25 protein-coding genes, 1 tRNA gene and 1 other RNA gene are annotated in these 20,517 nt (G+C 60.5%); 25 read left to right on the top strand and 2 right to left on the bottom strand.

The genetic code is table 11. The annotated features are described in order from the left end of the window. Nucleotides 1-31 precede the first annotated feature (31 nt). The 19 genes from hisG (at nucleotide 32) to GS_RS15490 (ending at nucleotide 15,674) form a co-directional block, all read left to right on the top strand. On the top strand, nucleotides 32-670 hold the full coding sequence (gene hisG, locus GS_RS15580) for an ATP phosphoribosyltransferase (RefSeq protein ID WP_010943722.1): 639 nt from the start codon (nucleotides 32-34) through the stop codon (nucleotides 668-670). Next, a complete protein-coding gene (hisD, locus tag GS_RS15575) occupies nucleotides 667-1,956 on the top strand; it encodes a histidinol dehydrogenase (protein WP_010943721.1) in 1,290 nt (429 codons plus the stop codon). Before hisG ends, hisD begins: the two co-directional genes overlap by 4 nt. Before the next feature lie 22 nt (nucleotides 1,957-1,978). After that, a complete protein-coding gene (gene hisC, locus GS_RS15570; RefSeq protein WP_010943720.1) occupies nucleotides 1,979-3,031 on the top strand; it encodes a histidinol-phosphate transaminase in 1,053 nt (350 codons plus the stop codon). 25 nt (nucleotides 3,032-3,056) lie between these two features. Next, nucleotides 3,057-3,644: an imidazoleglycerol-phosphate dehydratase HisB gene (hisB, locus tag GS_RS15565; RefSeq protein ID WP_010943719.1), complete on the top strand. Its 588-nt coding sequence runs from the start codon at nucleotides 3,057-3,059 to the stop codon at nucleotides 3,642-3,644. A 1-nt stretch (nucleotide 3,645) separates the two neighbouring features. Further along, nucleotides 3,646-4,275, top strand: coding sequence for an imidazole glycerol phosphate synthase subunit HisH (gene hisH, locus GS_RS15560; protein ID WP_010943718.1), 630 nt, complete (start codon nucleotides 3,646-3,648; stop codon nucleotides 4,273-4,275). After that, nucleotides 4,272-5,006 carry a 1-(5-phosphoribosyl)-5-[(5-phosphoribosylamino)methylideneamino]imidazole-4-carboxamide isomerase gene (hisA, locus tag GS_RS15555; RefSeq protein WP_010943717.1) on the top strand — a complete coding sequence of 245 codons (735 nt, stop codon included), beginning with the start codon at nucleotides 4,272-4,274 and terminating at the stop codon, nucleotides 5,004-5,006. The genes hisH and hisA overlap by 4 nt, the downstream gene beginning before the upstream one ends. 1 nt (nucleotide 5,007) lies before the next feature. Then, nucleotides 5,008-5,769 carry an imidazole glycerol phosphate synthase subunit HisF gene (gene hisF, locus GS_RS15550; RefSeq protein ID WP_010943716.1) on the top strand — a complete coding sequence of 254 codons (762 nt, stop codon included), beginning with the start codon at nucleotides 5,008-5,010 and terminating at the stop codon, nucleotides 5,767-5,769. Beyond that, a complete protein-coding gene (locus GS_RS15545; RefSeq protein ID WP_010943715.1) occupies nucleotides 5,766-6,092 on the top strand; it encodes a phosphoribosyl-ATP diphosphatase in 327 nt (108 codons plus the stop codon). Before hisF ends, GS_RS15545 begins: the two co-directional genes overlap by 4 nt. A gap of 145 nt (nucleotides 6,093-6,237) precedes the next feature. Further along, the gene (rpsU, locus tag GS_RS15540) at nucleotides 6,238-6,435 is read left to right on the top strand and encodes a 30S ribosomal protein S21 (protein ID WP_010943714.1); all 198 of its coding nucleotides are present in this window, start codon (nucleotides 6,238-6,240) and stop codon (nucleotides 6,433-6,435) included. Between the two features lie 123 nt (nucleotides 6,436-6,558). Then, on the top strand, nucleotides 6,559-6,999 hold the full coding sequence (locus tag GS_RS15535; protein WP_010943713.1) for a GatB/YqeY domain-containing protein: 441 nt from the start codon (nucleotides 6,559-6,561) through the stop codon (nucleotides 6,997-6,999). Nucleotides 7,000-7,094: 95 nt separating this feature from the next. Continuing rightward, a complete protein-coding gene (locus GS_RS15530) occupies nucleotides 7,095-7,631 on the top strand; it encodes a CvpA family protein (protein ID WP_010943712.1) in 537 nt (178 codons plus the stop codon). Continuing rightward, on the top strand, nucleotides 7,609-9,372 hold the full coding sequence (gene dnaG, locus GS_RS15525) for a DNA primase (protein WP_010943711.1): 1,764 nt from the start codon (nucleotides 7,609-7,611) through the stop codon (nucleotides 9,370-9,372). The genes GS_RS15530 and dnaG overlap by 23 nt, the downstream gene beginning before the upstream one ends. 30 nt (nucleotides 9,373-9,402) lie before the next feature. Beyond that, nucleotides 9,403-11,136: an RNA polymerase sigma factor RpoD gene (gene rpoD / locus GS_RS15520; RefSeq protein ID WP_010943710.1), complete on the top strand. Its 1,734-nt coding sequence runs from the start codon at nucleotides 9,403-9,405 to the stop codon at nucleotides 11,134-11,136. A 108-nt stretch (nucleotides 11,137-11,244) separates the two neighbouring features. Next, a complete protein-coding gene (gene ybaK / locus GS_RS15515) occupies nucleotides 11,245-11,727 on the top strand; it encodes a Cys-tRNA(Pro) deacylase (protein ID WP_010943709.1) in 483 nt (160 codons plus the stop codon). Nucleotides 11,728-11,762: 35 nt separating this feature from the next. Then, on the top strand, nucleotides 11,763-12,590 hold the full coding sequence (locus GS_RS15510) for an SIR2 family NAD-dependent protein deacylase (protein ID WP_010943708.1): 828 nt from the start codon (nucleotides 11,763-11,765) through the stop codon (nucleotides 12,588-12,590). A 3-nt stretch (nucleotides 12,591-12,593) separates the two neighbouring features. Continuing rightward, a complete protein-coding gene (locus GS_RS15505; protein WP_010943707.1) occupies nucleotides 12,594-13,769 on the top strand; it encodes a THUMP domain-containing class I SAM-dependent RNA methyltransferase in 1,176 nt (391 codons plus the stop codon). Between the two features lie 82 nt (nucleotides 13,770-13,851). Next, nucleotides 13,852-13,928, top strand: a tRNA-Ile gene (locus GS_RS15500). A gap of 119 nt (nucleotides 13,929-14,047) precedes the next feature. Continuing rightward, entirely contained in the window at nucleotides 14,048-15,166 is a 1,119-nt protein-coding gene (locus GS_RS15495) for a Nif3-like dinuclear metal center hexameric protein (protein WP_010943706.1), read from the top strand. A 49-nt stretch (nucleotides 15,167-15,215) separates the two neighbouring features. Then, complete coding sequence (locus tag GS_RS15490; RefSeq protein WP_235044920.1) at nucleotides 15,216-15,674, top strand: hypothetical protein; 459 nt, start codon at nucleotides 15,216-15,218, stop codon at nucleotides 15,672-15,674. On the opposite strand, the gene GS_RS15485 is transcribed toward GS_RS15490, so the two are convergent. Together GS_RS15485 and GS_RS15480 are read right to left on the bottom strand one after the other, a co-directional pair. Next, on the bottom strand, nucleotides 15,653-16,543 hold the full coding sequence (locus GS_RS15485) for an IS3 family transposase (RefSeq protein WP_010941223.1): 891 nt from the start codon (nucleotides 16,541-16,543) through the stop codon (nucleotides 15,653-15,655). The genes GS_RS15490 and GS_RS15485 overlap by 22 nt on opposite strands. Beyond that, nucleotides 16,540-16,902: an IS3 family transposase ISGsu7 gene (locus GS_RS15480; protein WP_010941222.1), complete on the bottom strand. Its 363-nt coding sequence runs from the start codon at nucleotides 16,900-16,902 to the stop codon at nucleotides 16,540-16,542. Before GS_RS15480 ends, GS_RS15485 begins: the two co-directional genes overlap by 4 nt. 38 nt (nucleotides 16,903-16,940) lie before the next feature. On the opposite strand from GS_RS15480, the gene GS_RS15475 reads away from it, so the two are divergent. From GS_RS15475 to rsmH, 6 genes are all read left to right on the top strand, one after another. Then, nucleotides 16,941-17,291, top strand: a complete 351-nt coding sequence (locus tag GS_RS15475) for a zinc ribbon domain-containing protein (protein WP_235044919.1) — start codon at nucleotides 16,941-16,943, stop codon at nucleotides 17,289-17,291. 27 nt (nucleotides 17,292-17,318) lie between these two features. Next, nucleotides 17,319-17,686, top strand: an RNA gene (gene rnpB, locus GS_RS15470) — RNase P RNA component class A. Nucleotides 17,687-17,718: 32 nt separating this feature from the next. After that, complete coding sequence (locus tag GS_RS15465) at nucleotides 17,719-18,249, top strand: hypothetical protein (RefSeq protein WP_235044918.1); 531 nt, start codon at nucleotides 17,719-17,721, stop codon at nucleotides 18,247-18,249. A 49-nt stretch (nucleotides 18,250-18,298) separates the two neighbouring features. Then, a complete protein-coding gene (locus tag GS_RS15460; RefSeq protein WP_010943704.1) occupies nucleotides 18,299-18,649 on the top strand; it encodes a hypothetical protein in 351 nt (116 codons plus the stop codon). Nucleotides 18,650-19,089: 440 nt separating this feature from the next. Then, on the top strand, nucleotides 19,090-19,566 hold the full coding sequence (mraZ, locus tag GS_RS15455) for a division/cell wall cluster transcriptional repressor MraZ (protein WP_010943703.1): 477 nt from the start codon (nucleotides 19,090-19,092) through the stop codon (nucleotides 19,564-19,566). 3 nt (nucleotides 19,567-19,569) lie between these two features. Beyond that, nucleotides 19,570-20,505, top strand: coding sequence for a 16S rRNA (cytosine(1402)-N(4))-methyltransferase RsmH (rsmH, locus tag GS_RS15450; protein ID WP_010943702.1), 936 nt, complete (start codon nucleotides 19,570-19,572; stop codon nucleotides 20,503-20,505). The last annotated feature ends 12 nt before the right edge of the window (nucleotides 20,506-20,517 follow it).

Raw genomic sequence — 20,517 nt, 5'->3', positions numbered from 1 at the left:
CCGGCTCCTGGTCGCCGGTCCCTGACATGTCATGACCGACTACATTACCATCGCCATCCCCAAGGGGCGGATTCTCGAAGAATCAGTAACCCTCTTCGGCAAGATTGGAATCAACTGCGACGAGCTCCTCTCCAACACCCGAAAGCTCATCTTTGAAAACCACGAGCAGCGGATGCGGTACATGATCGTCCGGGCCACTGACGTTCCCACGTATGTGGAGTACGGCTGCGCCGACCTCGGTATCGTCGGCAAGGACACTCTCATGGAGCAGGAAAAGGACCTCTATGAGCCCCTGGACCTCAAGTTCGGCTACTGCCGGATGATGGTGGCCGAGCCGGCAGGACTTGCCCTGGACGACGACCCCTCCAGCTGGACCAACATCCGGATCGCCACCAAGTATCCCAACGTGACCGAGAAGTATTTCGCCCGCAAGGGGGTTCAGGTGGAGATCATCAAGCTCTACGGGTCCATCGAGTTGGCCCCGCTGGTCGGGCTTTCCGAGCGGATCGTGGACCTGGTGTCCACCGGGGAGACCCTGCGCCAGAACGGCCTGGTCGAGGTTGAGACCATCGCCGAGATCACCACGCGTCTCATCGTCAACCGGGCGAGCCTCAAGACCAAGCATCCCCGGATTACCGAGATCATCGAAGGGCTGGAGAAGCACGTATGAGATTCCTCGACATCAGGGATACGAACTTTGACGCGGAATTCGCTGCCATCCTCGCCCGGGGCGAGGAGACCGGCCGCGAGGTGGAGCAGGTGGTTCTCGACATCATCGCCGATGTCCGTGCACGGGGAGACGAGGCGCTCCTGGAGTACACCCGGCGCTTCGACCGGCTTGAGGCCGACTCCGTCGCCGCCCTCCAGGTGACCGAGGACGAGATCGAGTACGCCTTTGCCAAGGTGAAGGACGAGGAGATTGCCGCCCTCAAGCTGGCGGTGGAGCGGGTGGCCCGCTTCCACGAGAAGCAGAAGCAGGAGACCTGGCTCTCCACCACCGAGCCAGACATCCTTCTCGGTCAGATGGTGACGCCCCTGGAGCGGGTCGGGATCTACGTTCCCGGCGGCAAGGCGAGCTACCCTTCCAGTGTCATCATGAATGCAGTTCCGGCCCGAGTGGCCGGCGTCGGCGAGATCGTCATGGTGGCCCCTACCCCCGGCGGCGAGATCAACCCGCACGTTCTGGTGGCGGCGCGGCTTTCCGGTGTTGACCGGATTTTCCGGATGGGAGGCGCCCAGGCGGTGGCGGCCCTGGCCTATGGGACCGCGACGGTGCCCCGGGTGGACAAGATCACCGGCCCGGGGAACATCTACGTGGCCACCGCCAAAAAGCTCGTCTTCGGCCAGGTGGGGATCGACATGATCGCCGGACCCAGCGAGATTCTCGTCATCAACGACGGGAGCGGCACCCCGGCCCACATCGCCGCCGACCTCCTTTCCCAGGCGGAGCACGACGAACTTGCTTCATCCATCCTCATCACCACCGACCGCGGTTTCGGCGAGCAGGTGGCGACGGAGGTGGAGCGGCAACTGGCGCAACTCTCCCGGGAGACCATCGCCCGCACGTCGTGGGAGACCTACGGCGCGGTCATCGTGGCCGGTAGCCTGGACGAGGCCATCGCTTTCTCGAACCGGATCGCCCCGGAGCACCTGGAGCTTGCTGTGGCAAATCCCTTCGAGATACTGCCGCGGATCAAAAACGCCGGTGCTATCTTCCTCGGCCACTTCACCCCCGAGGCGGCCGGCGACTACCTGGCCGGCCCGAACCACACCCTTCCCACCGGCGGTACGGCCCGTTTCTTCTCCCCACTGTCGGTGGACGATTTCGTGAAGAAATCCTCTATCGTCTACTTCAGTGCGGCGGGGTTGAACCGTCTGGGCCGCGACATCGTCAGTATTGCCGAGATGGAGGGGCTGGAGGCCCACGGCAGGTCGGTAAGCATCCGCCTGAAATAACGAGAAACGACAGGAGCGCGCCATGCTTCCCTTTCGCTCAAATATTGCCGCCATGGCAGGCTATGTCCCCGGTTACCAACCTCCGGACGTGGCGTCGTGGATCAAGCTGAACACCAATGAGAACCCCTATCCGCCGTCGCCCGAGGTGGTGAAGGCAATCCTGGCGGAGTTAGGGGGTGACGGGGCGCTCCTGCGCACCTATCCCAGCGCTTCGAGCCAGGTGCTGCGGGAGACCGTGGGCGAGCTGTTCGGCTTCGATCCCGCGTGGATCATCATGGCCAACGGCTCTGACGAGGTCCTCAATAACCTGATACGGGCCTTTGCCGGCGAGGGGGAGGAAATTGGCTACGTGCATCCCTCCTACTCCTACTACGCGACCCTGGCCGAAATCCAGGGGGCACGGGTGCGGACTTTCGGCCTTACGGATGACCTTCGCATTGCCGGTTTTCCCGGCCGCTACGAGGGAAAGCTCTTCTTCCTGACCACCCCGAATTCGCCGCTGGGCTTCGCTTTTCCCCTTGCCTACATCGAGGAACTGGCAACCCGCTGTGCCGGGGTCCTGGTGGTTGACGAGGCCTATGCCGATTTCGCCGACGGTGATGCCTTGGATCTGGTGCGGCGACACGAGAACGTGGTCGTGACCCGTACCCTGTCCAAGAGCTATTCCCTGGCCGGGATGCGGCTTGGTTTCGCCGTGGCCCGTCCGGCGGTGATTGCGGCCCTGGACAAGATCCGCGATCACTATAACCTTGACCGTCTCGCCCAGGCCGCCTGCGTGGCCTCCCTGCGGGATCAGACATACTTTGCCGGGTGTACCCGCCTGATCCGCGAGACCCGCGAGTGGTTTTCCGCTGAAATCCGGACGCTCGGCTACGAGGTGATCCCCTCCCAGGGGAACTTCGTGTTTGCCGCGCCGCCGGACCGTGACGGTAAACGGGTCTACGACGGCCTCTACTCCCGAAAGATCCTGGTTCGTCATTTCTCCGACCCGCTCCTGGCCCATGGCATGAGGATTTCCATCGGCACGCGGGAGGAGATGGAGGCGACTCTCGCCGCCCTGAAAGAGATTGGCTAACTTCGATTCCCACGAGGAGGGTTCCATGTCCCGGAAAGCCACCATTGAGCGCGTCACCAAGGAAACCCAGATCAAGCTCTCCCTTGAAATAGACGGGACGGGCGAGGCGAAGATCTGTACCTCCGTGCCGTTTCTCGACCATATGCTCGACCTCTTTGCCCGCCACGGGCTCTTCAATCTTCAGGTGGACGCCACGGGGGACATCGATATCGATTTTCACCACACGGTGGAGGACATCGGCATCGTCCTCGGCCAGGCGCTCAAGGAGGCCTTGGGCGACAAGAAGGGGATCAGGCGCTACGGCCAAGCCACAGTCCCCATGGACGAAACCCTTGCCAGCGTGGCGGTGGACATCTCGGGGCGCCCCTACCTCGTCTACCACGTCTCTCTGCCCAAGGTGAAGATCGGCGAGTTTGACGTGGAACTGGTGCGGGAATTTTTTCAGGCCGTGGTAAACAACCTGGGCGCCAACATCCATGTGAACGTCATGTACGGCGACAATGTCCATCACATCGTCGAGGCGTGCTTCAAGGCGTTTGCCCGGGCCGTGGACCAGGCAACCCAGGTGGACTCCCGGATTCAGGGGGTCATGTCGACGAAGGGCAAGCTCTGATATGACCAAGATTGCAATTATCGACTACGGCATGGGGAATCTCCGGTCGGTCCAGAAGGGGTTCGAGAAGGTGGGCTTCGAGGCGGTTGTGACTGCCGACCCCAAGGTGGTGCTGGAGGCGGAAAAGATCGTCCTTCCCGGCGTGGGAGCCTTTCGCGACTGCATGCGCAACCTGGAGCAGGGGGGGTTCGTGGAGCCGATCCTCAGGGTGATCCGGGAGGGGCGCCCCTTTCTCGGCATCTGCGTCGGGATGCAGCTCCTCTTGACCGACAGCGTGGAGTTCGGCCTCTACCAGGGGCTGAACGTCATTCCTGGCCACGTCCTCCGTTTTCCCGAGGGGATGCGCGAAGGAGGCGAGGAACTCAAAGTCCCCCACATGGGGTGGAACCAGCTCTCCATCAAACGCCGCCCACCGGCCTTTGCCGAGGTGGAGGACGGGGCCAACGTCTATTTCGTCCATTCATACTATGAAATGCCCGACGACGAGAGTGTCATCGCCGCCACCTGCACCTACGGCGTCGAGTTCTGCGCCGCCATCTGGAAGGACAACATCGTCGCCACCCAGTTCCATCCCGAGAAGTCACAGGCGGTGGGGCTGTCCATACTCAAGAACTTCGGAGAGATGAAGTGATCGTCATACCTGCCATTGACCTGAAAGAAGGAAAGTGCGTCCGCCTCGAACAGGGGCTCATGGAAAAGGATACCGTTTTCTGTGACAATCCCGCCGACCAGGCCAGGGAGTGGGAGCGCCAGGGGGCGGAGCTGCTCCACATTGTCGACCTGGACGGCGCCTTTGCCGGCGAACCCAAGAACCGCGCCTCCATCGAGGCCATCGTCAAGGCCATTGCCATCCCAACCCAGCTGGGGGGCGGCATCCGGGACATTCCCACCATCGAGGCGTATCTCTCCCTCGGCATTGGCCGGGTGATCCTCGGTACTGCGGCCCAGCGGAACCCCGAACTGGTGGAGGAGGCCTGCCGCCTCTTCCCCGGCCGGATCGTGGTGGGGATCGACGCAAAGAACGGCATGGTGGCGGTCCAGGGGTGGGCCGAGGTCACCGGCGTCACGGCGGTGGATCTGGCAAAACGGTTCGAGGGATACGGCGTCGCCGCCATCATTTACACCGACATCGCCCGGGACGGCATGATGCAGGGGCCGAACATTGAAGCGACCAGGGCTCTGGCCGAGGCGATCTCGATCCCGGTCATCGCCTCCGGAGGGGTGTCGTCCCTGAAGGATATCGAGAACCTTATGGCCATTGAGACGAGCGGCATCGCCGGCGCCATCACCGGCAAGGCGGTCTACACCGGGGCCATCAATCTGGCTGAAGCGGTAGCACTCACGAAGCGGGGAGGGGCCTGAGATGCTGACCAAGCGGATCATCCCGTGTCTGGACGTGAAGGGCGGCCGGGTCGTCAAAGGGGTCCAGTTCCTGGAGCTGCGTGATGCCGGCGATCCGGTTGAGATCGCCGAGCTCTATGACCGCCAGGGGGCCGACGAGCTCACGTTCCTCGACATCACCGCCTCTTCCGACGAGCGGAGCATCATCATTGACGTGGTGCGCCGCACCGCCGAGCGGGTTTTCATGCCCCTCACCGTGGGTGGCGGGGTGCGGACCGTGGACGATATCCGCAATCTCCTCAACGCCGGGGCCGACAAGGTGTCCATCAACACGGCGGCGGTCCACCGGCCCGAATTCGTACGGGAAGCGGCGGAGCGCTTCGGTTCCCAGTGCACCGTGGTGGCTATCGACGCCCGGCAGGTTCCCGGCGAGAACCGCTGGGAGGTTTACACTCACGGCGGCCGCAACCCCACCGGCATCGACGCGGTGGAGTGGGCCCGTAGGATGGAGGAGTACGGCGCCGGCGAGATCCTCCTCACCAGCATGGACCGGGATGGCACCAAGGACGGCTATGACATCCCCCTGACCCGCGCCATTGTCGACGCGGTCTCCATTCCGGTCATCGCCTCCGGCGGGGTGGGAAACCTTGAGCATCTGTACGACGGCTTCGTCAAGGCAGGGGCAAGCGCCTGTCTTGCTGCGTCCATCTTTCACTATAAGGAGTACACCATCGGCGAGGCCAAGGAGTATCTCCGTCAACGGGGGGTTCCGGTCCGGTTATGAACGAGCGTGACGACATCCTGCAGGCAGTCTATGAGGTGATTCTCGACCGGAAAGGTGCTCTGCCCGAGAGCTCCTATACGGCGTCCCTCTTTCACAAGGGGATCGACAAGATTCTCAAGAAGGTCGGTGAAGAGGCGACGGAAGTCATTATCGCCGGTAAAGGGGGGAAGCGGGAGGAGATCGTTTACGAGACCGCTGACCTGCTTTTTCATACGCTGGTTCTTCTCGGTCATTATGATATTGCCCCGGCAGATGTGTACAATGAGCTCCGCCGTCGTTTCGGTACCTCCGGGCACGCCGAAAAGGCGAGCAGAAACGAGTAGTAGCGCCTCGGTATCCGAATAAAAACTTGACATTGACGCTTCTGCTGCTATTATGTCTCTTCTCGTAAAATTTTTCCGGCTCGTCGTCTGACTCTATCAGCTCAGATTTGCAGCGAATTTACATAGAGGAGGGAGGGGAATATGGATGCCGGGAGTAAAGGTCAAGGAAACTGAATCGTTTGAGCTCGCGCTGAAGAAGTTTAAGAAGCAGTGTGAAAAGGCGGGAATCCTCTCCGAGGTCCGCAAGCGTGAGCACTATGAGAAGCCGAGTATCAAAAGAAAGAAAAAGGCCATTGCCGCGCGCAAGCGTGCAATGAAAAAACAGCGCAAAATGATGGACTAGCGCGCTGAGGCCGTTACGTGTATGCCCGCGTGGCATGGAACGGTGTTGCGGACGCCTCCGCTTGGGGGGCGTCCGTTTGCCGCTTTCAGCGCTGGATATGGACTTGCGGGCCGGGGAGTTGCCATGTTGAGGGATCGCCTGAACGAGGAGATGAAAGCGGCCATGAAGGCCAGGGATGAGGTGCGACTTTCCGCCATCCGCCTCGTTCGCTCTTCGGTGAAGAACCGTGAGATCGAGGCGCGGCGTGAACTCTCCGAACAGGAAGTGACGGAAGTCGTTTCATCCCTCGTCAAACAACGCCGGGAATCGATCCGGATGTTCGGCGAGGCCGGACGTACCGACCTCGTGGAAAAAGAAGAGCGGGAGCTTCAGGTTCTGCTCGGCTTTCTCCCCCAACAGCTCACCAGGGAGGAGATCGGGGGGCTGGTGGCCTCGGCCATTGCGGAGACCGGTGCCCAGGGCGTCAAAGACATGGGGCGGGTGATGAAGGCCCTCATGCCCCACGTGGCCGGCAGGGCTGACGGATCGCTGGTTAGTGCCATCGTGAAGGAACAGCTTGCCTAGACGAACGTTTTCCGGTCTCTGAGTTCCGCGATCAGACCCTGGGGGCGATTCTCTGAATTGCCCCTTCTTCTTTTGATTCCAACAAGGTGCATGGCATGGGCCTTCTCGATATCCTGCTCTGGGGCGTAGTACTGGCATTTGCCGTCAAAGGGGTTCTCAAGGGGCTCGTCCGCGAGGTGTGTTCCCTGCTCGGATTTGTGGTTGGAGGATGGGCGGCGTTCTCCTTCCATCCCGCCGTCGGCGGGGTTCTTGTCTCCATGATTCATCTGCCCGCCCGCATTTCGTCCGCCGTGGCGTTTGTCGTCATTTTTCTGGGAGCTGCCCTTCTTTTTTACCTTCTTGGCCATTTTCTCACCGTGGTGATGTCGATTACGCTGCTCGGCGGGGTCAACCGGGTTGGCGGTGCCGTGTTCGGTTTGCTGGAAGGGGCATTTCTCCTCAGTATCATTCTCTACCTAGCCAGCGCGCCGCCTGTGCCGGCGGGGCTCCGGACATGGCTTGTCCGCTCGGCGACGGCGCGGGCGTTCATCGACGCCGGAAAAGGGATGGCCGAGGGGTGGCGCGGAAGCCATGGGTCGGAAGCTCAGACCCCGCAAATACGGGCTAAAGATGTCAAACATCCCCGACGATAAGATTAGGGAGATACGCGAGCGAGCTCCGATTCTGGAGGTGGTCTCGGATTATGTGAGCCTCCGGAAATCGGGCGCCAATTACCAGGGACTCTGTCCGTTCCACGGCGAGAAGACCCCCTCCTTCAACGTGAATCCGGCCCGGGGGATCTTTCACTGTTTCGGTTGCGGCGTTGGCGGAAATGCCATCACCTTTGTCATGAAGATGGAGGGACTGTCGTTTCCCGAAGCGGTCAAGTTCCTGGGCAAGCGGGTCGGTGTCGAAATCGAGGACCGTCCCGTTACCGCCGCAGAGAAACGGCGGCAGGACGAACGCGAAGAGCTCTATGGGATCATGGACCTGGCTGCCAGGCTCTATCGCGAGGCCCTGGAGCGAAACGAAGAGGCCGGCGCGGCCCGGCGCTACCTTGAAACGCGCGGTGTGGACCGGGAGACGTCCGAGGCGTACCGTCTCGGGTTCGCGCCGGACCGGTGGGATTATCTCTCGCGGCACCTGCAACACCGCAAGGTCTCCATGGATCTGGCGGAACGGCTGGGACTCGTGCGTCGGCGCGAGGGGGGCGGCTACTTCGATATCTTCCGCAACCGTCTCTTGTTTGCCATCACCGATATCCACGGACGCACGATCGGGTTTGGCGGCAGAGTCCTGGATGACTCGCTGCCCAAATACATCAACTCTCCCGAGTCGCCCATCTATCACAAGAGCGACGTGCTCTTCGGCGTCCACCTGGCAAAGGGCGCTCTGCGGGAGCAGGGCAGCGCCATTATCGTAGAGGGTTATTTCGATCATCTTGCCCTCTATCAGGCAGGGGTCCGGAACGTGGTCGCCACTTGCGGCACGGCCTTGACCGAAGGCCATGTGAAGCTTTTGCGGCGCTACGCCGGGAAAGCCTACACCCTGTTCGATGCGGATAGTGCCGGACGGAAGGCGACCGTGCGGGCGATCGACCTCTTTCTTGCGGAAAACTTCCCGGCCCACGTGGTGGAGTTGACCCAGGGAGAAGACCCGGACAGTTTCGTCAAGAAAGAGGGGGCGGACATCTTCCGGACACGGCTCGCCAAGGCCCGGCCGGCATTTGATTTTCTCTTCCGCGACCTGCTCGGACAGGTGGATGCGGGTACGGTAGAGGGAAAGCTGAAGGTGGCGAACGAGTTGGCGCCCCGCTTGGCAAAGCTCGCCAATCCCATCGAGCGGGAACTCTACGTGAAGGAGATCGCACGGGTTCTGGGTATTGATGTCCGTTCCCTGCTGCGTGCGTCGGGCGGAGCAGCCGGATCACGCCCTGACCCCCTTCCCCGCCCGACTGCGGAGCGCCGGCCACGTGGCGCCGGTCCCGAAGAGATGCTGCTTGCTCTCATGGCGCGATCCGCTGAAGTGGCAGATCGAGTCCGCCGCGGTGAGGCGGCGGGGCTATTCCGTCCCGAGCTTGCTCCCGTTGCCGATGCCATACTTGAGCGGCACAGCCGGCGGGTGGAGATTGACTGGGGGGAGCTTCTCGAACTGGTTGCATCCCCCGAGGAAAAGGGACGCATTGCGGCGTTCCTCGTCAACGACGATCATCTCGCGGACGTTGATGTCCATAAGGCCTTTGACCAGTGTCGCCAAGCCCTGGAGCGTGGTTCCCTCAAGCGGCTCAAGGACTTGGCCAGAGAGCTGGCTGCGGCTGATTCGGATACCCCCCGGTACCGGGAGCTGCTTGCCGAAATAGAGGCCTTGCGAAACAGGAAATCGCAGTTATCTTAAAGAGACCATGTGTGCAATGAGGTGAACTTGATGGCCAAGAAAAGCACGGACGAAGTCAAGCAACTCATCGACCTGGGAAAGGAAAAGGGATTCCTCACCTATGATGAGGTAAACGACCTTCTTCCTCCCGATATTTCATCCGAGCAGATCGACGACGTAATGAGCATGTTCGGTGAGATGGATATTGACATCGTCGATTCGGCCCAGAAGGTAAAAATCCCCAAGATGAAACTCGACCTGGAGGAAGAGGAAGAGATTGAAGGGGAACAGGAAGACTTCGAGTACGAGCCGGGCGCTCTGGGAAGGACAAGCGATCCGGTACGGATGTATCTGCGCGAGATGGGATCGGTGTCGCTACTCACCCGCGAGGGTGAGGTGGAAATTGCCAAGCGTATTGAGGAGGGCGAGCGGGATATCGCCGGCGTCATCCTCAATACCCCCATCACGGTGAAGGAGATCATCGCACTTGGCGAGAAGCTCCTGAGGGGGCAGGTCAGCGCCGCCGAGATCAGCAAGGAGGTGGAGGAAGAGGAGCTGGAGGAGGATGAAGAGGATGTGCAGAAGACCCGTCTTCTTGCCCAGGTGGAGGAAATTGCCGCCGTCGATGTCCGCCTTGCTGCCCTGAATGCCGAGCTGGAGGAGGAATCCCTTTCCGCCTCCCGTCGGCAGGAGTTGCTCGCTGAACGGCAGGAGTTGAAGGAAAAGCTTGCCGAGATGGTTACCTCCCTGCGTCTCAAGGATCGGCACATAGCCAAGATCGCCCAGCGGCTCAAGGAGTTGTCGGCCAAGGTTGATACCATTATGGCGGAGATTGCCGCCATTGAGAAGGAGGCGGGAGTCTCCGCCGACACCCTCAAGGAGATTGCCGCCAGCGAAGCTGTGGGAAAGGGGATCAAGCTTTCTCTGGAAGATGCTCAGAAGCACGAGAAGAAGGTGCGCTCAGCTGAGAAGAAACTGAAGAAGGTTGAGGAAGAGTCCGGGTTCAAGGCCCGTGAGCTTTCCGACGCCCTCAGGGCCATCGATCGGGGTGAAGCCAAGTCGAAGCTGGCCAAGTCGGAACTGGTGGAGGCGAACCTGCGGCTCGTGGTATCCATTGCCAAGAAGTACACCAACCGGGGGCTCCAGTTTCTCGACCTCATTCAGGAGGGGAACATCGGTCTCATGAAGGCGGTGGACAAGTTTGAGTACCAGCGCGGGTACAAGTTCTCGACGTACGCCACTTGGTGGATTCGACAGGCCATTACCCGAGCTATCGCCGACCAGGCCCGCACCATCCGGATTCCGGTCCATATGATCGAGACCATCAACAAGCTGATCCGGACCAGTCGCCAACTGGTGCAGGAAATCGGTCGTGAGCCGTCGCCGGAGGAAATCGCCGAACGGATGAATCTCCCCCTCGACAAGGTACGCAAGGTCCTCAAGATCGCCAAGGAGCCCATCTCACTCGAAACTCCCATCGGGGAAGAGGAAGATTCACACCTGGGGGATTTCATCGAAGACAAGGGTGTGGTTTCGCCTCTGGAGGCGGTCATCAAGGCCAACCTTTCGGAGCAGACCGCCCGCGTGCTTGCCACCCTCACCCCCCGGGAGGAAAAAGTTCTGCGGATGCGTTTCGGCATCGGCGAGAAGAGCGATCATACCCTTGAGGAGGTGGGGCAGGACTTCGAGGTGACCCGGGAGCGGATTCGTCAGATCGAGGCCAAGGCCCTGCGCAAGCTCCGCCATCCGAGCCGGGCCAAGAAACTCCGCAGCTTCGTGGAATAGCCGGCCTGCGCCGGAAAAACCAGAGGCCGCGCCGGTCAGACCCGACGCGGCCTCGCTGTTTTTGTGCCGAGCCGTCCGACCCTGACCGGCGGCACCGGGGAGGCTTTAATGGCCAAGGACAAGGCGCCGGTTACTCCGGCCATACGTCAACTACGGGCCGCAGGTGTAACGTTTACGGACCACGTGTATGCCTATGAGGAAAAAGGCGGAACAGCCGTCTCCGCCCGGGAGCTCGGCGTGGACGAGCATTGCGTGGTGAAAACGCTCATTATGGAAGACGAGGCGAAACGGCCGCTCATCGTCCTGATGCACGGCGACCGGCAGGTCTCCACCAAGGAACTGGCGCGGGTCATGGGTGTCAAAAGCGTGTCTCCTTGCTCCCCCGATACGGCAAACCGGCATTCGGGCTACCAGGTAGGTGGGACTTCTCCCTTCGGCACGCGGCATGCCATGCCGGTTTATATGGAGGAGTCGATTCTCGGTCTCCCGAGGATATATATCAATGGCGGCAAGCGTGGGTATCTGGTAGGACTCGACCCGTGCGAGGCGTGCCGCCTGCTTGATCCCATCCTCGTGCGGGTGGCCATCTGACGTTCGGATCAACTGGGTGTCGCGGGAGGTGATCCATGGAACTGCGTGAGCGATTCCTGCGTGCGGCCGAAGCGCTGCGGCGGGCCGAAGTGCTGGTCATCACTTCAGGGGCCGGCATGGGTGTCGATTCGGGGCTGCCCGACTTCCGAGGGGATAGCGGTTTCTGGAAGGCGTATCCGCCCTATGAACGGCTCGGCATTACCTTCGTTGGCGCCGCCAACCCGGCTCATTTTGAGAAAGATCCCGCCTTTGGCTGGGGATTCTACGGCCATCGGACCAACCTCTACCGTGCCACAGTCCCTCACGCCGGGTTCGGAATCATCAGGGCATGGATCGAACGCTACGGCCTCGACCATTTCGTGGTGACCTCCAACGTGGACGGCCAGTTCCAGAAGGCCGGGTTCGCCGAAGACCGTATTCTGGAAGTGCACGGTTCCATTCACCATCTCCAGTGCACCAAACCATGCACAATGGCTGTTTGGGAGAACCGGGAAACCATTCCCGTTGACGAGTCGACCATGCGGGCGGGACACATTCCCCGCTGCATCCACTGCGGCGACGTGGCGCGACCCAATATCCTCATGTTCGGGGACTATGGCTGGATCAGCGGACGAACCGCCCGGCAGCAGCGGAACTTCGACGAGTTTCTGACTGAAGTCAGAGGCCGGCGCGCGGTGGTGGTGGAGCTGGGGGCAGGAACGGCAATTCCCACAATTCGCTACCTGACGGAAGAAGTCGGCTCCCTTCACCAGGCCGTGGCAATCCGGATCAATCCCCGGGAGGCTCAGATCGGCGCCCCCCATATTTCTCTCGCATGCGGCGCCCTTGAAGGGCTTGCCGGCATCAAATCCTGTCTGGAGTAATTCATGTCGTCGGTTATTGTGCGCAAACGTACCGCAGTCACTCCCCTTTCGGGCGAGCATGCCTTCTTCGCCACCACAGCCAAGGGGGTTGAGGATGTCCTGGCCGCCGAGATGCGCGGCCTCGGTTTTCGCGGGGTGGCCATAGAGCGCGGAGGAGTGCGTTTCGCGGGCGATCTTGCCGCCTGCTACCGGGCCAACCTCTGGCTGCGGACCGCGAGCCGCATCCTCGTGCCGCTTGCCCAATTCCCCTGCGATTCACCCCAGCGGCTATATGACGGTGTCCGCTCCATCCAGTGGAACGACTGGCTCACCCCCGACATGACCCTGGCAGTTGAGTGCAATCTTCGCGATTCGGTTCTGACCCATTCAGGGTTCGTGGCTCTCAAGACCAAGGACGCTATAGTCGACACCATCCGTGACCGCCACGGCAGGCGACCCAGCGTGAATCCCAAGCAGCCGGATCTCGGGGTCCATGTTCATCTGGTCCGTAACGTCTGCACCGTGAGCCTTGACAGTTCCGGCGCCAGCCTCGACCGGCGCGGCTACCGTACCGAGGCGGGTGAGGCCCCGTTGCGGGAAACTCTTGCCGCCGCCCTCGTGGAGATGACGGGGTGGGACGGCACCGTTCCTCTCCTAGACCCCATGTGCGGCTCGGGTACCATCCTCGTGGAGGCGGCGCTCAAGGCGCTCAATCGGGCGCCCGGTCTCATTCGGGAGCGTTTCGGATTCCAGCACTGGCCCAGCTTCGACTCTTCACTCTGGCTCCGTCTTGTAACCGAAGCACGCCAGGGGGAGCGCACTTCACTTGAGTCCCCCCTCCTGGGGAGCGATCAGCAGGCTGACCTTCTCTCTGTCGCCGCAGCCAATGCCCGGCGGGCCGGTGTCGAGCAGCACATTTCCTTTACGTCTGGCGATGTGCGTGGCCTGACACCACCTCCCGCTCCTGGCATTATTCTCTTCAACCCTCCTTATGGCAGGAGGCTCGGCGATGAAGAAGGGCTTCGGGTCCTCTACCGCCAGATCGGTGACGTTCTGAAGCAGCGCTGCGCCGGCTATACCGCCTGGCTGCTCACCGGTGGGCCCGAGTTGGCCAAGGCGGTGGGGCTCAGGGCATCCCGGCGGATCGTCCTCTTCAACGGCCCCCTTGAGTGCCGTTTCCTGAGGTTTGATCTCTACTGACGGGTGCATTGGTCCGAGGGTGGCATTTCACAATTCCCTTGACGCCTTGCGTGGTTTGCCGTAAAGTTAAAGTTCGCTTTTCGGGCCTATAGCTCAGTTGGCTAGAGCAACCGGCTCATAACCGGTCGGTCCCAGGTTCGAGTCCTGGTGGGCCCACCACCCGACAACCAGGTAGGAAGATGCGGGGATGCCCCGAGAGCTCCGATTACGATCGCAGGAACTGATCAGACGAAAAAGAGTGCACGCCGAACGGTGGCACTCTTTTTCTTTTGCCTTTGATGATGACGCCAAAAGTCTCTGACATACTCGGAATTATTAATAAATTTGCTCCACCAGTTCTTGCCGAAGAGTGGGACAACGTGGGGTTGCTGGTTGGGGACCCGACCTGTGCCGTTTCACGGATCATGGTCGCCCTGGACGGCACCCGGGAAACCGTGGATGCCGCCATCGCCGCAGACTGCCAGCTCCTGCTCACCCACCACCCGTTCCTTTTCCGTCCCCTCAAGCGAATAACCGCCAACGATCCGACCGGGGCAACCGTGCTGCGGGCCATTTCAGGCGGGTTAGCCGTTATTTCGCTCCACACCAACTACGATATCGCCGATGGCGGCATGAATGACCTTCTGGCGCAACGGCTCGACATGTGCTCTGCTCACCCCCTGTCGGTGACGGCGACCGAAGAGCTGGTCAAGCTTGCGGTCTTTGTTCCCCTAGGCCATGAAGAGCAGGTGTCCGAGGCCTTGTTTCGCTTCAGCGGCACTGTGGGCACCTACCGGGACTGTTCGTTCAGAAGCGGCGGTACCGGCACGTTTCGTCCCCTTGAAGGGGCACGTCCCTTCCTGGGGACAGTCGGGGTCAGGGAGCAGGTGGCGGAAACCCGTATCGAGGTTCTGGTGCGCAAGGATGCGGTTTCGTCCGCGGTCTCAGCTCTCCTGAAAGCTCATCCCTACGAGGAGCCCGCCTTTGATCTCTACCCGCTTCTCAATCGCGGGGCTGCACAAGGCCTCGGCAGGATCGGCTATCTGGCGGAGGAGACGACGCTGGCTCTCTTTGCCGATGCCGTGAAAGCAAAGCTGGGACTTGCTGGCGTCAGGCTCGTGGGTGACGCGGGGAAGCGGGTGAAGAAGGTCGCACTCTGCGGTGGCAGCGGTATGTCACTGTTGCGTGATGCCCACCGTCAGGGAGCGGACGTATTCGTTACCGGGGATGTGAAGTATCATGAAGCACGGGATGCGGAGGCTCTCGGTATCGCTCTGCTGGATGCCGGGCATTTCGGCACGGAGGCCATCATGGTATCCGGAGTCGCGGAGCGGCTGACGGCTGATCTGGTCCTGAAGGGGTTCGAGGCTGACGTGGTTGCGTTCAATGGTGAGCGGGATCCATTCGTCTGGCGATAAACGGTTTCTTCCGGGAGACTGACAAACGGAGAACAGAGGGAGGTTGGTGTTGCGTAAACATCTCATACTGCTTGAGGAACTGCAGGAGCTCGATCTGAAGATCGACGGTCGCCAGGGAGAACGGCAGGCGCTTCTCGATCAGCTCGCCGAGCTGGACCGGCAGGTGGAAGAGGCACGGCTCGCCGTGGACGGCATCAAGGCCGAGCTGGCGGCTGCCGAAGAGGAGAAACTGAGCCTTGAAGCGAATCTGGCCGCGGAGGATGAGAATATTGTCCGCTCAGAGGCGCGGCAGAAGGAAATCAAAACCCAGAAAGAGTACCAGGCGATTCTGAAAGAGATCACTGCTGCCAAGAAGCAGAAGGGTGAGCTTGAGGAGCAACTCCTCCAGAAAACGGGACAAGTTGAGCAGTTCGTTGCCGATATTGTTGCCCGTGAGGGAGATATCAGCAGTGTAGCGCGCCCGGTACCCTGGACACAAGATAAGAGTCACGCAGCCTTCTTGAGTTGATACTCCTCGAAAGCCTGTCGTGGGCTTCTGAACCCGAGCTTTTCAACCAGCCACAGCCGGTTGTAACGATCCATGAAGTCAGCTACTGCCATCCTTACTTCTTCGATTGTGCGGTAATGGCGGCCATAGATGACCTGCTCTTTGATAGTCCGATTAAACCGTTCCGTCACCCCGTTGGTCTGCGGTTCGGCAACAAATGAGAAACTTGGGGCAATTCCCCAGAACTTGATCTGATTCTGGAAATGCTCTGAGAGGTATTGGCTGCCGTGATCCATCCTCAGTGCCAACCCTCGAGCAGCAGCGGCACCGACCGAGCCGAAACGGGCCTTGATTCCCATGGCGAGCGGCTGCAATGCGGCAAACCGGTCGCCATTCTTGGTCACATGCCAACCGACGCACTCGGCATTCCAATGCTCGACGGCGGTAAACAACCAGCACCACCCTTCTTCCAGGGTGAAGATCTTGGTGCCATCGGTACCCCACATGACGTTGGGGGCCGCCGTGATGATCTTGCCGGCGTGGTCCTTGGGCTGTCCCTGAACAACCCGGTGAGGGGAGAGCAGATTGTTCTCCCGCATGAGACGCAACACTCGTTTGCGGCCGACTTTTATCCCTTTGACGAAGCGTAGTCGTCCCCAGACCTTACGGTGCCCTTCGCCGACAAAGGGGGATGTCTCCAGGTCGGTCCGGATGAGAGAAAGTACCTCGTCGTCAGAGAGCGGTGTTTTTGGACCACGCTTGAGCAGTACAGCAGGCAATGTTTTTCTGCCTGCACGGCTATAGAACGACGAGCGGGGCACTCCCCAGGCAAGGCAGACGCGCTGAACGCCATAGGCTTTACCGGTGGCAGGGGAGATCGTAGCACTCATTTCTTCGATCTCCTCTGGGCCAAAGGGTGGGCACGCCTCGCTTTCTCCCGCAGTAGCTCGTTTTCCATGGTGATCTCACCGATGCGCTTGAAGGCTGCATCGAGTTCCGCTGCCAACGGATCACCTTCACGAGCCTTGAGAGCAGATTCTATCCCCTGGAGTGCTTTCTGATGCCACTCTTCCAGGCGATAGATTTCGATGCCCAACTCACGGGACAAGGCATCGATTGGTTCACCGCGCATCAACCGCAGGACAACCTCCTTTTTGCGGTTGGCGCTCCAACGTTTGACTTCCGGTGCTGCTCCAGTCGAGCTACGCTCTCCTTCCGCCGCACCGGAGACACTGACATCCTTTTCCATTGACGACCTCCTTGAACACCTAGATTTACCTCATTTTCGTGTCCAAGAAAACCGGGGCCGCCATAGGAGATATCAGCAGTCTGGAGGAGAATCTCGGAGCCCGCAAGGCGGAGCTTACGGCCGCGCTGGAGCGTCTCGATCAGGAGATTGCCTCTGATGCCTCCGCCAAGGCCGACACTGCCAAGGGGATTCCGGCGTCACTGCTCAAGCGGTACGAAGCCTTGCGCCTTCGCCGACAGGGCGTGGCTCTCGTGGCTGCCAGGAGCGGTAACTGCTCGGGCTGCAACATGAACCTGCCACCCCAGCTTTACAACTCGCTCTACAAAGGGGACGATCTGGTCCTCTGTCCTCACTGCCAGCGGATGCTGGTGCTCCGTCAGGACGCCTGACGCGGGCTTATTGAATAACGGCTTGGTCGAAGCAGAACAGATGGCCGCCCTTCGCGTGCGGGGGGAGGAAAGTCCGGGCTCCACAGGGCATGGTGCTGGATAACGTCCAGCGGGGGCGACCCCAGGGATAGTGCCACAGAGAGAAGTCCGCCCGCTCAGGCGGGTAAGGGTGAAAGGGTGAGGTAAGAGCTCACCGGGTTCGGCGGTGACGTCGGATGCCAGGTAAACCCCACCAGGAGCAAGGCCGAATAGGGAAGCGTCAAGGATGGCCCGTCCGTGCTTCCGGGTTGGCTGCTTGAGGCCGTCGGTAACGGCGGTCCCAGAGGAATGGTCATCGCCCGCCAAGGGGTAACCCGCGGCGGGAACAGAACCCGGCTTATGGGCTGCTTCGACCAGTTTTTTACAAGCCATGCGGTACCCCACCGCAATGAACTTGAAGAAATCGACTCTCTTCATGAATGATCAGAACGTCTGGCATGCCGCGGTGGCGGCGATCACCGGTCAATACCACCGACTTCCGCAGCCGGTCAGAGCGATGCTCCGGGAGAAGGGGGGCGCCATTTGCTCGGCCAAGGAGGAGTTGCACCGCTTGGCCCATGAGATGGGCAGTTCGGTGATCTGTGCCTCCTGCGGCGGCGAGTGTTGCCTGCGGGGAAAGTACCATTTTACGGTGGCGGACCTGCTGATTTATCGATCAACGAATGCTGAGCTTTTCGAGCCCCGCTTCGGCCGCGACTTCTGCCCCTATCTCGGCGACGCAGGCTGTCTCATGCAACCGTCACTGCGACCCTTCAATTGCATAACGTTTAACTGTGAGCGGGTTGAAGGGCTGTGGGAGCCGGAGCGGATTGAAGAGTTCTATCGCCGCGAACGGGAGCTTCGCCGTCTTTACAACGAGTTGGAGGTAGCTCTTGGCTCCCAGGTCCGCCAGGGACTTCTCATGGGCCAGTCCGACTGATCACGGCCGTTGTAAGATTCTATTTTCGAATACGGAGCAAGGGGGAGCAATGTCAACGGCCATCAACGATCTGGTCCTGGTCCACATCGACGGCAAGCCGGGATTCTATGCCCGCATCGAAGATGTTTCACCCGATGTGAAGCCCGGTTGGTGGCGGGTAAAGCTCTTGGTCCTCACGGTGCCCCTGGAAATCTATACCTGGATCCTTGAGGAGGCCCAGATCAACGGAACCCCCTTCACCATGGGAGGGACACCGATCCGGATGGAAAAAGTCGTGTCGCCCCTGGCGCGGGAGTCCGTCCCTCAGCCCCAGTCGCTGGAGCCCCCTCTCGACGAACCGCCGGACAAGGGGAAGGGGGCGAAGGTCGTTTCCCTTCTGGACCGGAAAAAAGATAAGTAATCCAAGGGGCCTCGCGCCCCTTTTTTCTTTCCTTCCTGCGTAGCTCTGCGTCGGACTTCATTCTCTCTCCGCTTCGGCGGCCTGTCCTCATGTCTGCTGTGCCCGCTCCGGCTCTGACGATCACCGTTACCGGTTTGTGTCCTGTCGGGAGATGAAAGACGGATTGTCCGGGGTGTTTCTTTCAGCTGTTTCACTGGCTTGAGGGCGTGCCGACATTGTTGGCCTGGATCGCCCGTTGGGCTGTTTGGCCGCCTGAGGTTGTTCGTGGGTGAAGTTCGGTATTTCACAGGCTTCAGGAGAGCGGTAACTGGTTGAAATAGAACTAAAACAATCACCTGAGTAATGGCCAGATTTGCCTTGACAACCCTTGGGGTGGCGGGTATAGTTTTTGGCACTAAGTGGTAAATTGTGGTAAATCGTGGCAAGGTGTGCCGGGGAATATGTTCAGGGGAATCTACGAGACAACTATTGACGCCAAGGGGCGAACGAGTCTTCCCGCCAAGTTCCGGGAGGTTCTCGTTGACGTTCATGGTGACGATCGTTTCGTGATAACCAACTCCGCGCCCGTTGATCTGGGGGCTGGCACCTTTAGCAGCGGTCTCCTGATATTTCCCTATGCCAAGTGGGTGGAGTTCGAGGAAAACTTTCGTTCCAGCAAGGGGCTGACCTCGGCCCAGCGCAACAGTATCATGCGGACGATCATCTCTCCCGCGGTTGAGTGTTGTGCCGACAAGCTGGGGCGCCTGCTGATTCCTCCCCATCTGAGAAAAGGGGCTGCCCTTGAGCGGGATATCCTTTTTGTCGGCGTGATGGACAAGATAGAAGTGTGGAGCCAAGCGGAGCGGGAGAAGGTTCGGATTCAGGATCTGAAGAATTTCCCGTCCGACTCTGAGACAGTAGCAGAGTTGGGGCTCTAGGTGATGACGTTTTCGCACCGTCCGGTCATGCCGGCCGAGGTGCTGGAGTATTTATCCCCCCGCCCCGGTGGGGTGTATGTGGACGGAACGCTGGGGGGGGCGGGGCATGCCCGGCTGATCCTTGAAGCGACGTCCCCTGATGGGATGTTGATCGGGTTTGACCGTGACCCTGCCGCCCTGGAGGTCGCTCGGGAGCGACTTGCATTATTTGGTGAGCGCTTCAGGCCTGTCCCCGGCAACTTTTCGGAAATGGGCCGCGTTCTGGCCGAGCTGGGAGTTGACGGTGTCGACGGATTTCTCCTGGATGTGGGGGTCTCCTCACATCAGCTGGACACGGCGGAGCGGGGGTTCAGCTTTCTGACCGATGCGCCTCTCGATATGCGGATGAATACCTTGGTGCCCGGCACCGCCGCGGACCTGGTCAACGATCTAAACGAACACGAGCTGGCCCGCATCATAAAAGAATATGGCGAAGAGCGATGGGCGCGGCGAATCGCCTCGTTCATCGTCAAGGCCCGGGTTGACGGACCAATCGAGCGAACGCTCCAGTTGGTCGACATCATCAAAGGGGCAATTCCGCGGGGAGCCTGGGAAGAGCGGATTCACCCGGCTACCCGGACCTTTCAGGCCCTTCGGATAGCGGTGAACGACGAACTTGGAAGCCTGGAGCGGGGCCTTGAATCCGCCCTGGGGCTGTTGAGGCCTGGCGGACGGGGGGTTGTGATCTCCTTTCACTCGCTGGAGGACCGGATCGTTAAAACCATGTTCCGCCGTTACGCCCAGGGGTGCACCTGTCCGAAGGAGCTTCCCCGCTGCGTGTGTGGCGGTGTTCCCCGGCTCCGTATCCTGACGGGACGGCCGGTAGTGGCGGGTGACGTCGAGGTGGCGGAGAACCCGAGAGCGCGCAGCGCCAAGCTGCGGGCGGCAGAAAAACTGTAGTATTTGCGGATG

This window comes from Geobacter sulfurreducens PCA (assembly GCF_000007985.2).
In the GTDB taxonomy this organism is placed as follows: Bacteria; Desulfobacterota; Desulfuromonadia; order Geobacterales; family Geobacteraceae; genus Geobacter; species Geobacter sulfurreducens.
This window is presented reverse-complemented; position numbering and strand designations above follow the sequence as displayed.

Excerpts from the sequence above, each read along its gene's own strand:
- GS_RS15530 (WP_010943712.1), top strand. The coding sequence starts at position 7,095 with ATGGGCCTTCTCGATATCCTGCTCTGGGGCGTAGTACTGGCATTTGCC.
- GS_RS15535 (WP_010943713.1), top strand. The coding sequence starts at position 6,559 with ATGTTGAGGGATCGCCTGAACGAGGAGATGAAAGCGGCCATGAAGGCC.
- GS_RS15480 (WP_010941222.1), bottom strand. The coding sequence starts at position 16,902 with ATGGAAAAGGATGTCAGTGTCTCCGGTGCGGCGGAAGGAGAGCGTAGC.
- GS_RS15465 (WP_235044918.1), top strand. The coding sequence starts at position 17,719 with ATGAACTTGAAGAAATCGACTCTCTTCATGAATGATCAGAACGTCTGG.
- dnaG (WP_010943711.1), top strand. The coding sequence starts at position 7,609 with ATGTCAAACATCCCCGACGATAAGATTAGGGAGATACGCGAGCGAGCT.
- GS_RS15460 (WP_010943704.1), top strand. The coding sequence starts at position 18,299 with ATGTCAACGGCCATCAACGATCTGGTCCTGGTCCACATCGACGGCAAG.
- ybaK (WP_010943709.1), top strand. The coding sequence starts at position 11,245 with ATGGCCAAGGACAAGGCGCCGGTTACTCCGGCCATACGTCAACTACGG.
- hisB (WP_010943719.1), top strand. The coding sequence starts at position 3,057 with ATGTCCCGGAAAGCCACCATTGAGCGCGTCACCAAGGAAACCCAGATC.
- GS_RS15545 (WP_010943715.1), top strand. The coding sequence starts at position 5,766 with ATGAACGAGCGTGACGACATCCTGCAGGCAGTCTATGAGGTGATTCTC.
- rpoD (WP_010943710.1), top strand. The coding sequence starts at position 9,403 with ATGGCCAAGAAAAGCACGGACGAAGTCAAGCAACTCATCGACCTGGGA.
- rpsU (WP_010943714.1), top strand. The coding sequence starts at position 6,238 with ATGCCGGGAGTAAAGGTCAAGGAAACTGAATCGTTTGAGCTCGCGCTG.
- mraZ (WP_010943703.1), top strand. The coding sequence starts at position 19,090 with ATGTTCAGGGGAATCTACGAGACAACTATTGACGCCAAGGGGCGAACG.
- GS_RS15495 (WP_010943706.1), top strand. The coding sequence starts at position 14,048 with ATGATGACGCCAAAAGTCTCTGACATACTCGGAATTATTAATAAATTT.
- GS_RS15485 (WP_010941223.1), bottom strand. The coding sequence starts at position 16,543 with ATGAGTGCTACGATCTCCCCTGCCACCGGTAAAGCCTATGGCGTTCAG.
- hisF (WP_010943716.1), top strand. The coding sequence starts at position 5,008 with ATGCTGACCAAGCGGATCATCCCGTGTCTGGACGTGAAGGGCGGCCGG.
- GS_RS15505 (WP_010943707.1), top strand. The coding sequence starts at position 12,594 with ATGTCGTCGGTTATTGTGCGCAAACGTACCGCAGTCACTCCCCTTTCG.
- hisD (WP_010943721.1), top strand. The coding sequence starts at position 667 with ATGAGATTCCTCGACATCAGGGATACGAACTTTGACGCGGAATTCGCT.
- hisG (WP_010943722.1), top strand. The coding sequence starts at position 32 with ATGACCGACTACATTACCATCGCCATCCCCAAGGGGCGGATTCTCGAA.
- hisC (WP_010943720.1), top strand. The coding sequence starts at position 1,979 with ATGCTTCCCTTTCGCTCAAATATTGCCGCCATGGCAGGCTATGTCCCC.
- GS_RS15510 (WP_010943708.1), top strand. The coding sequence starts at position 11,763 with ATGGAACTGCGTGAGCGATTCCTGCGTGCGGCCGAAGCGCTGCGGCGG.
- rsmH (WP_010943702.1), top strand. The coding sequence starts at position 19,570 with ATGACGTTTTCGCACCGTCCGGTCATGCCGGCCGAGGTGCTGGAGTAT.
- hisH (WP_010943718.1), top strand. The coding sequence starts at position 3,646 with ATGACCAAGATTGCAATTATCGACTACGGCATGGGGAATCTCCGGTCG.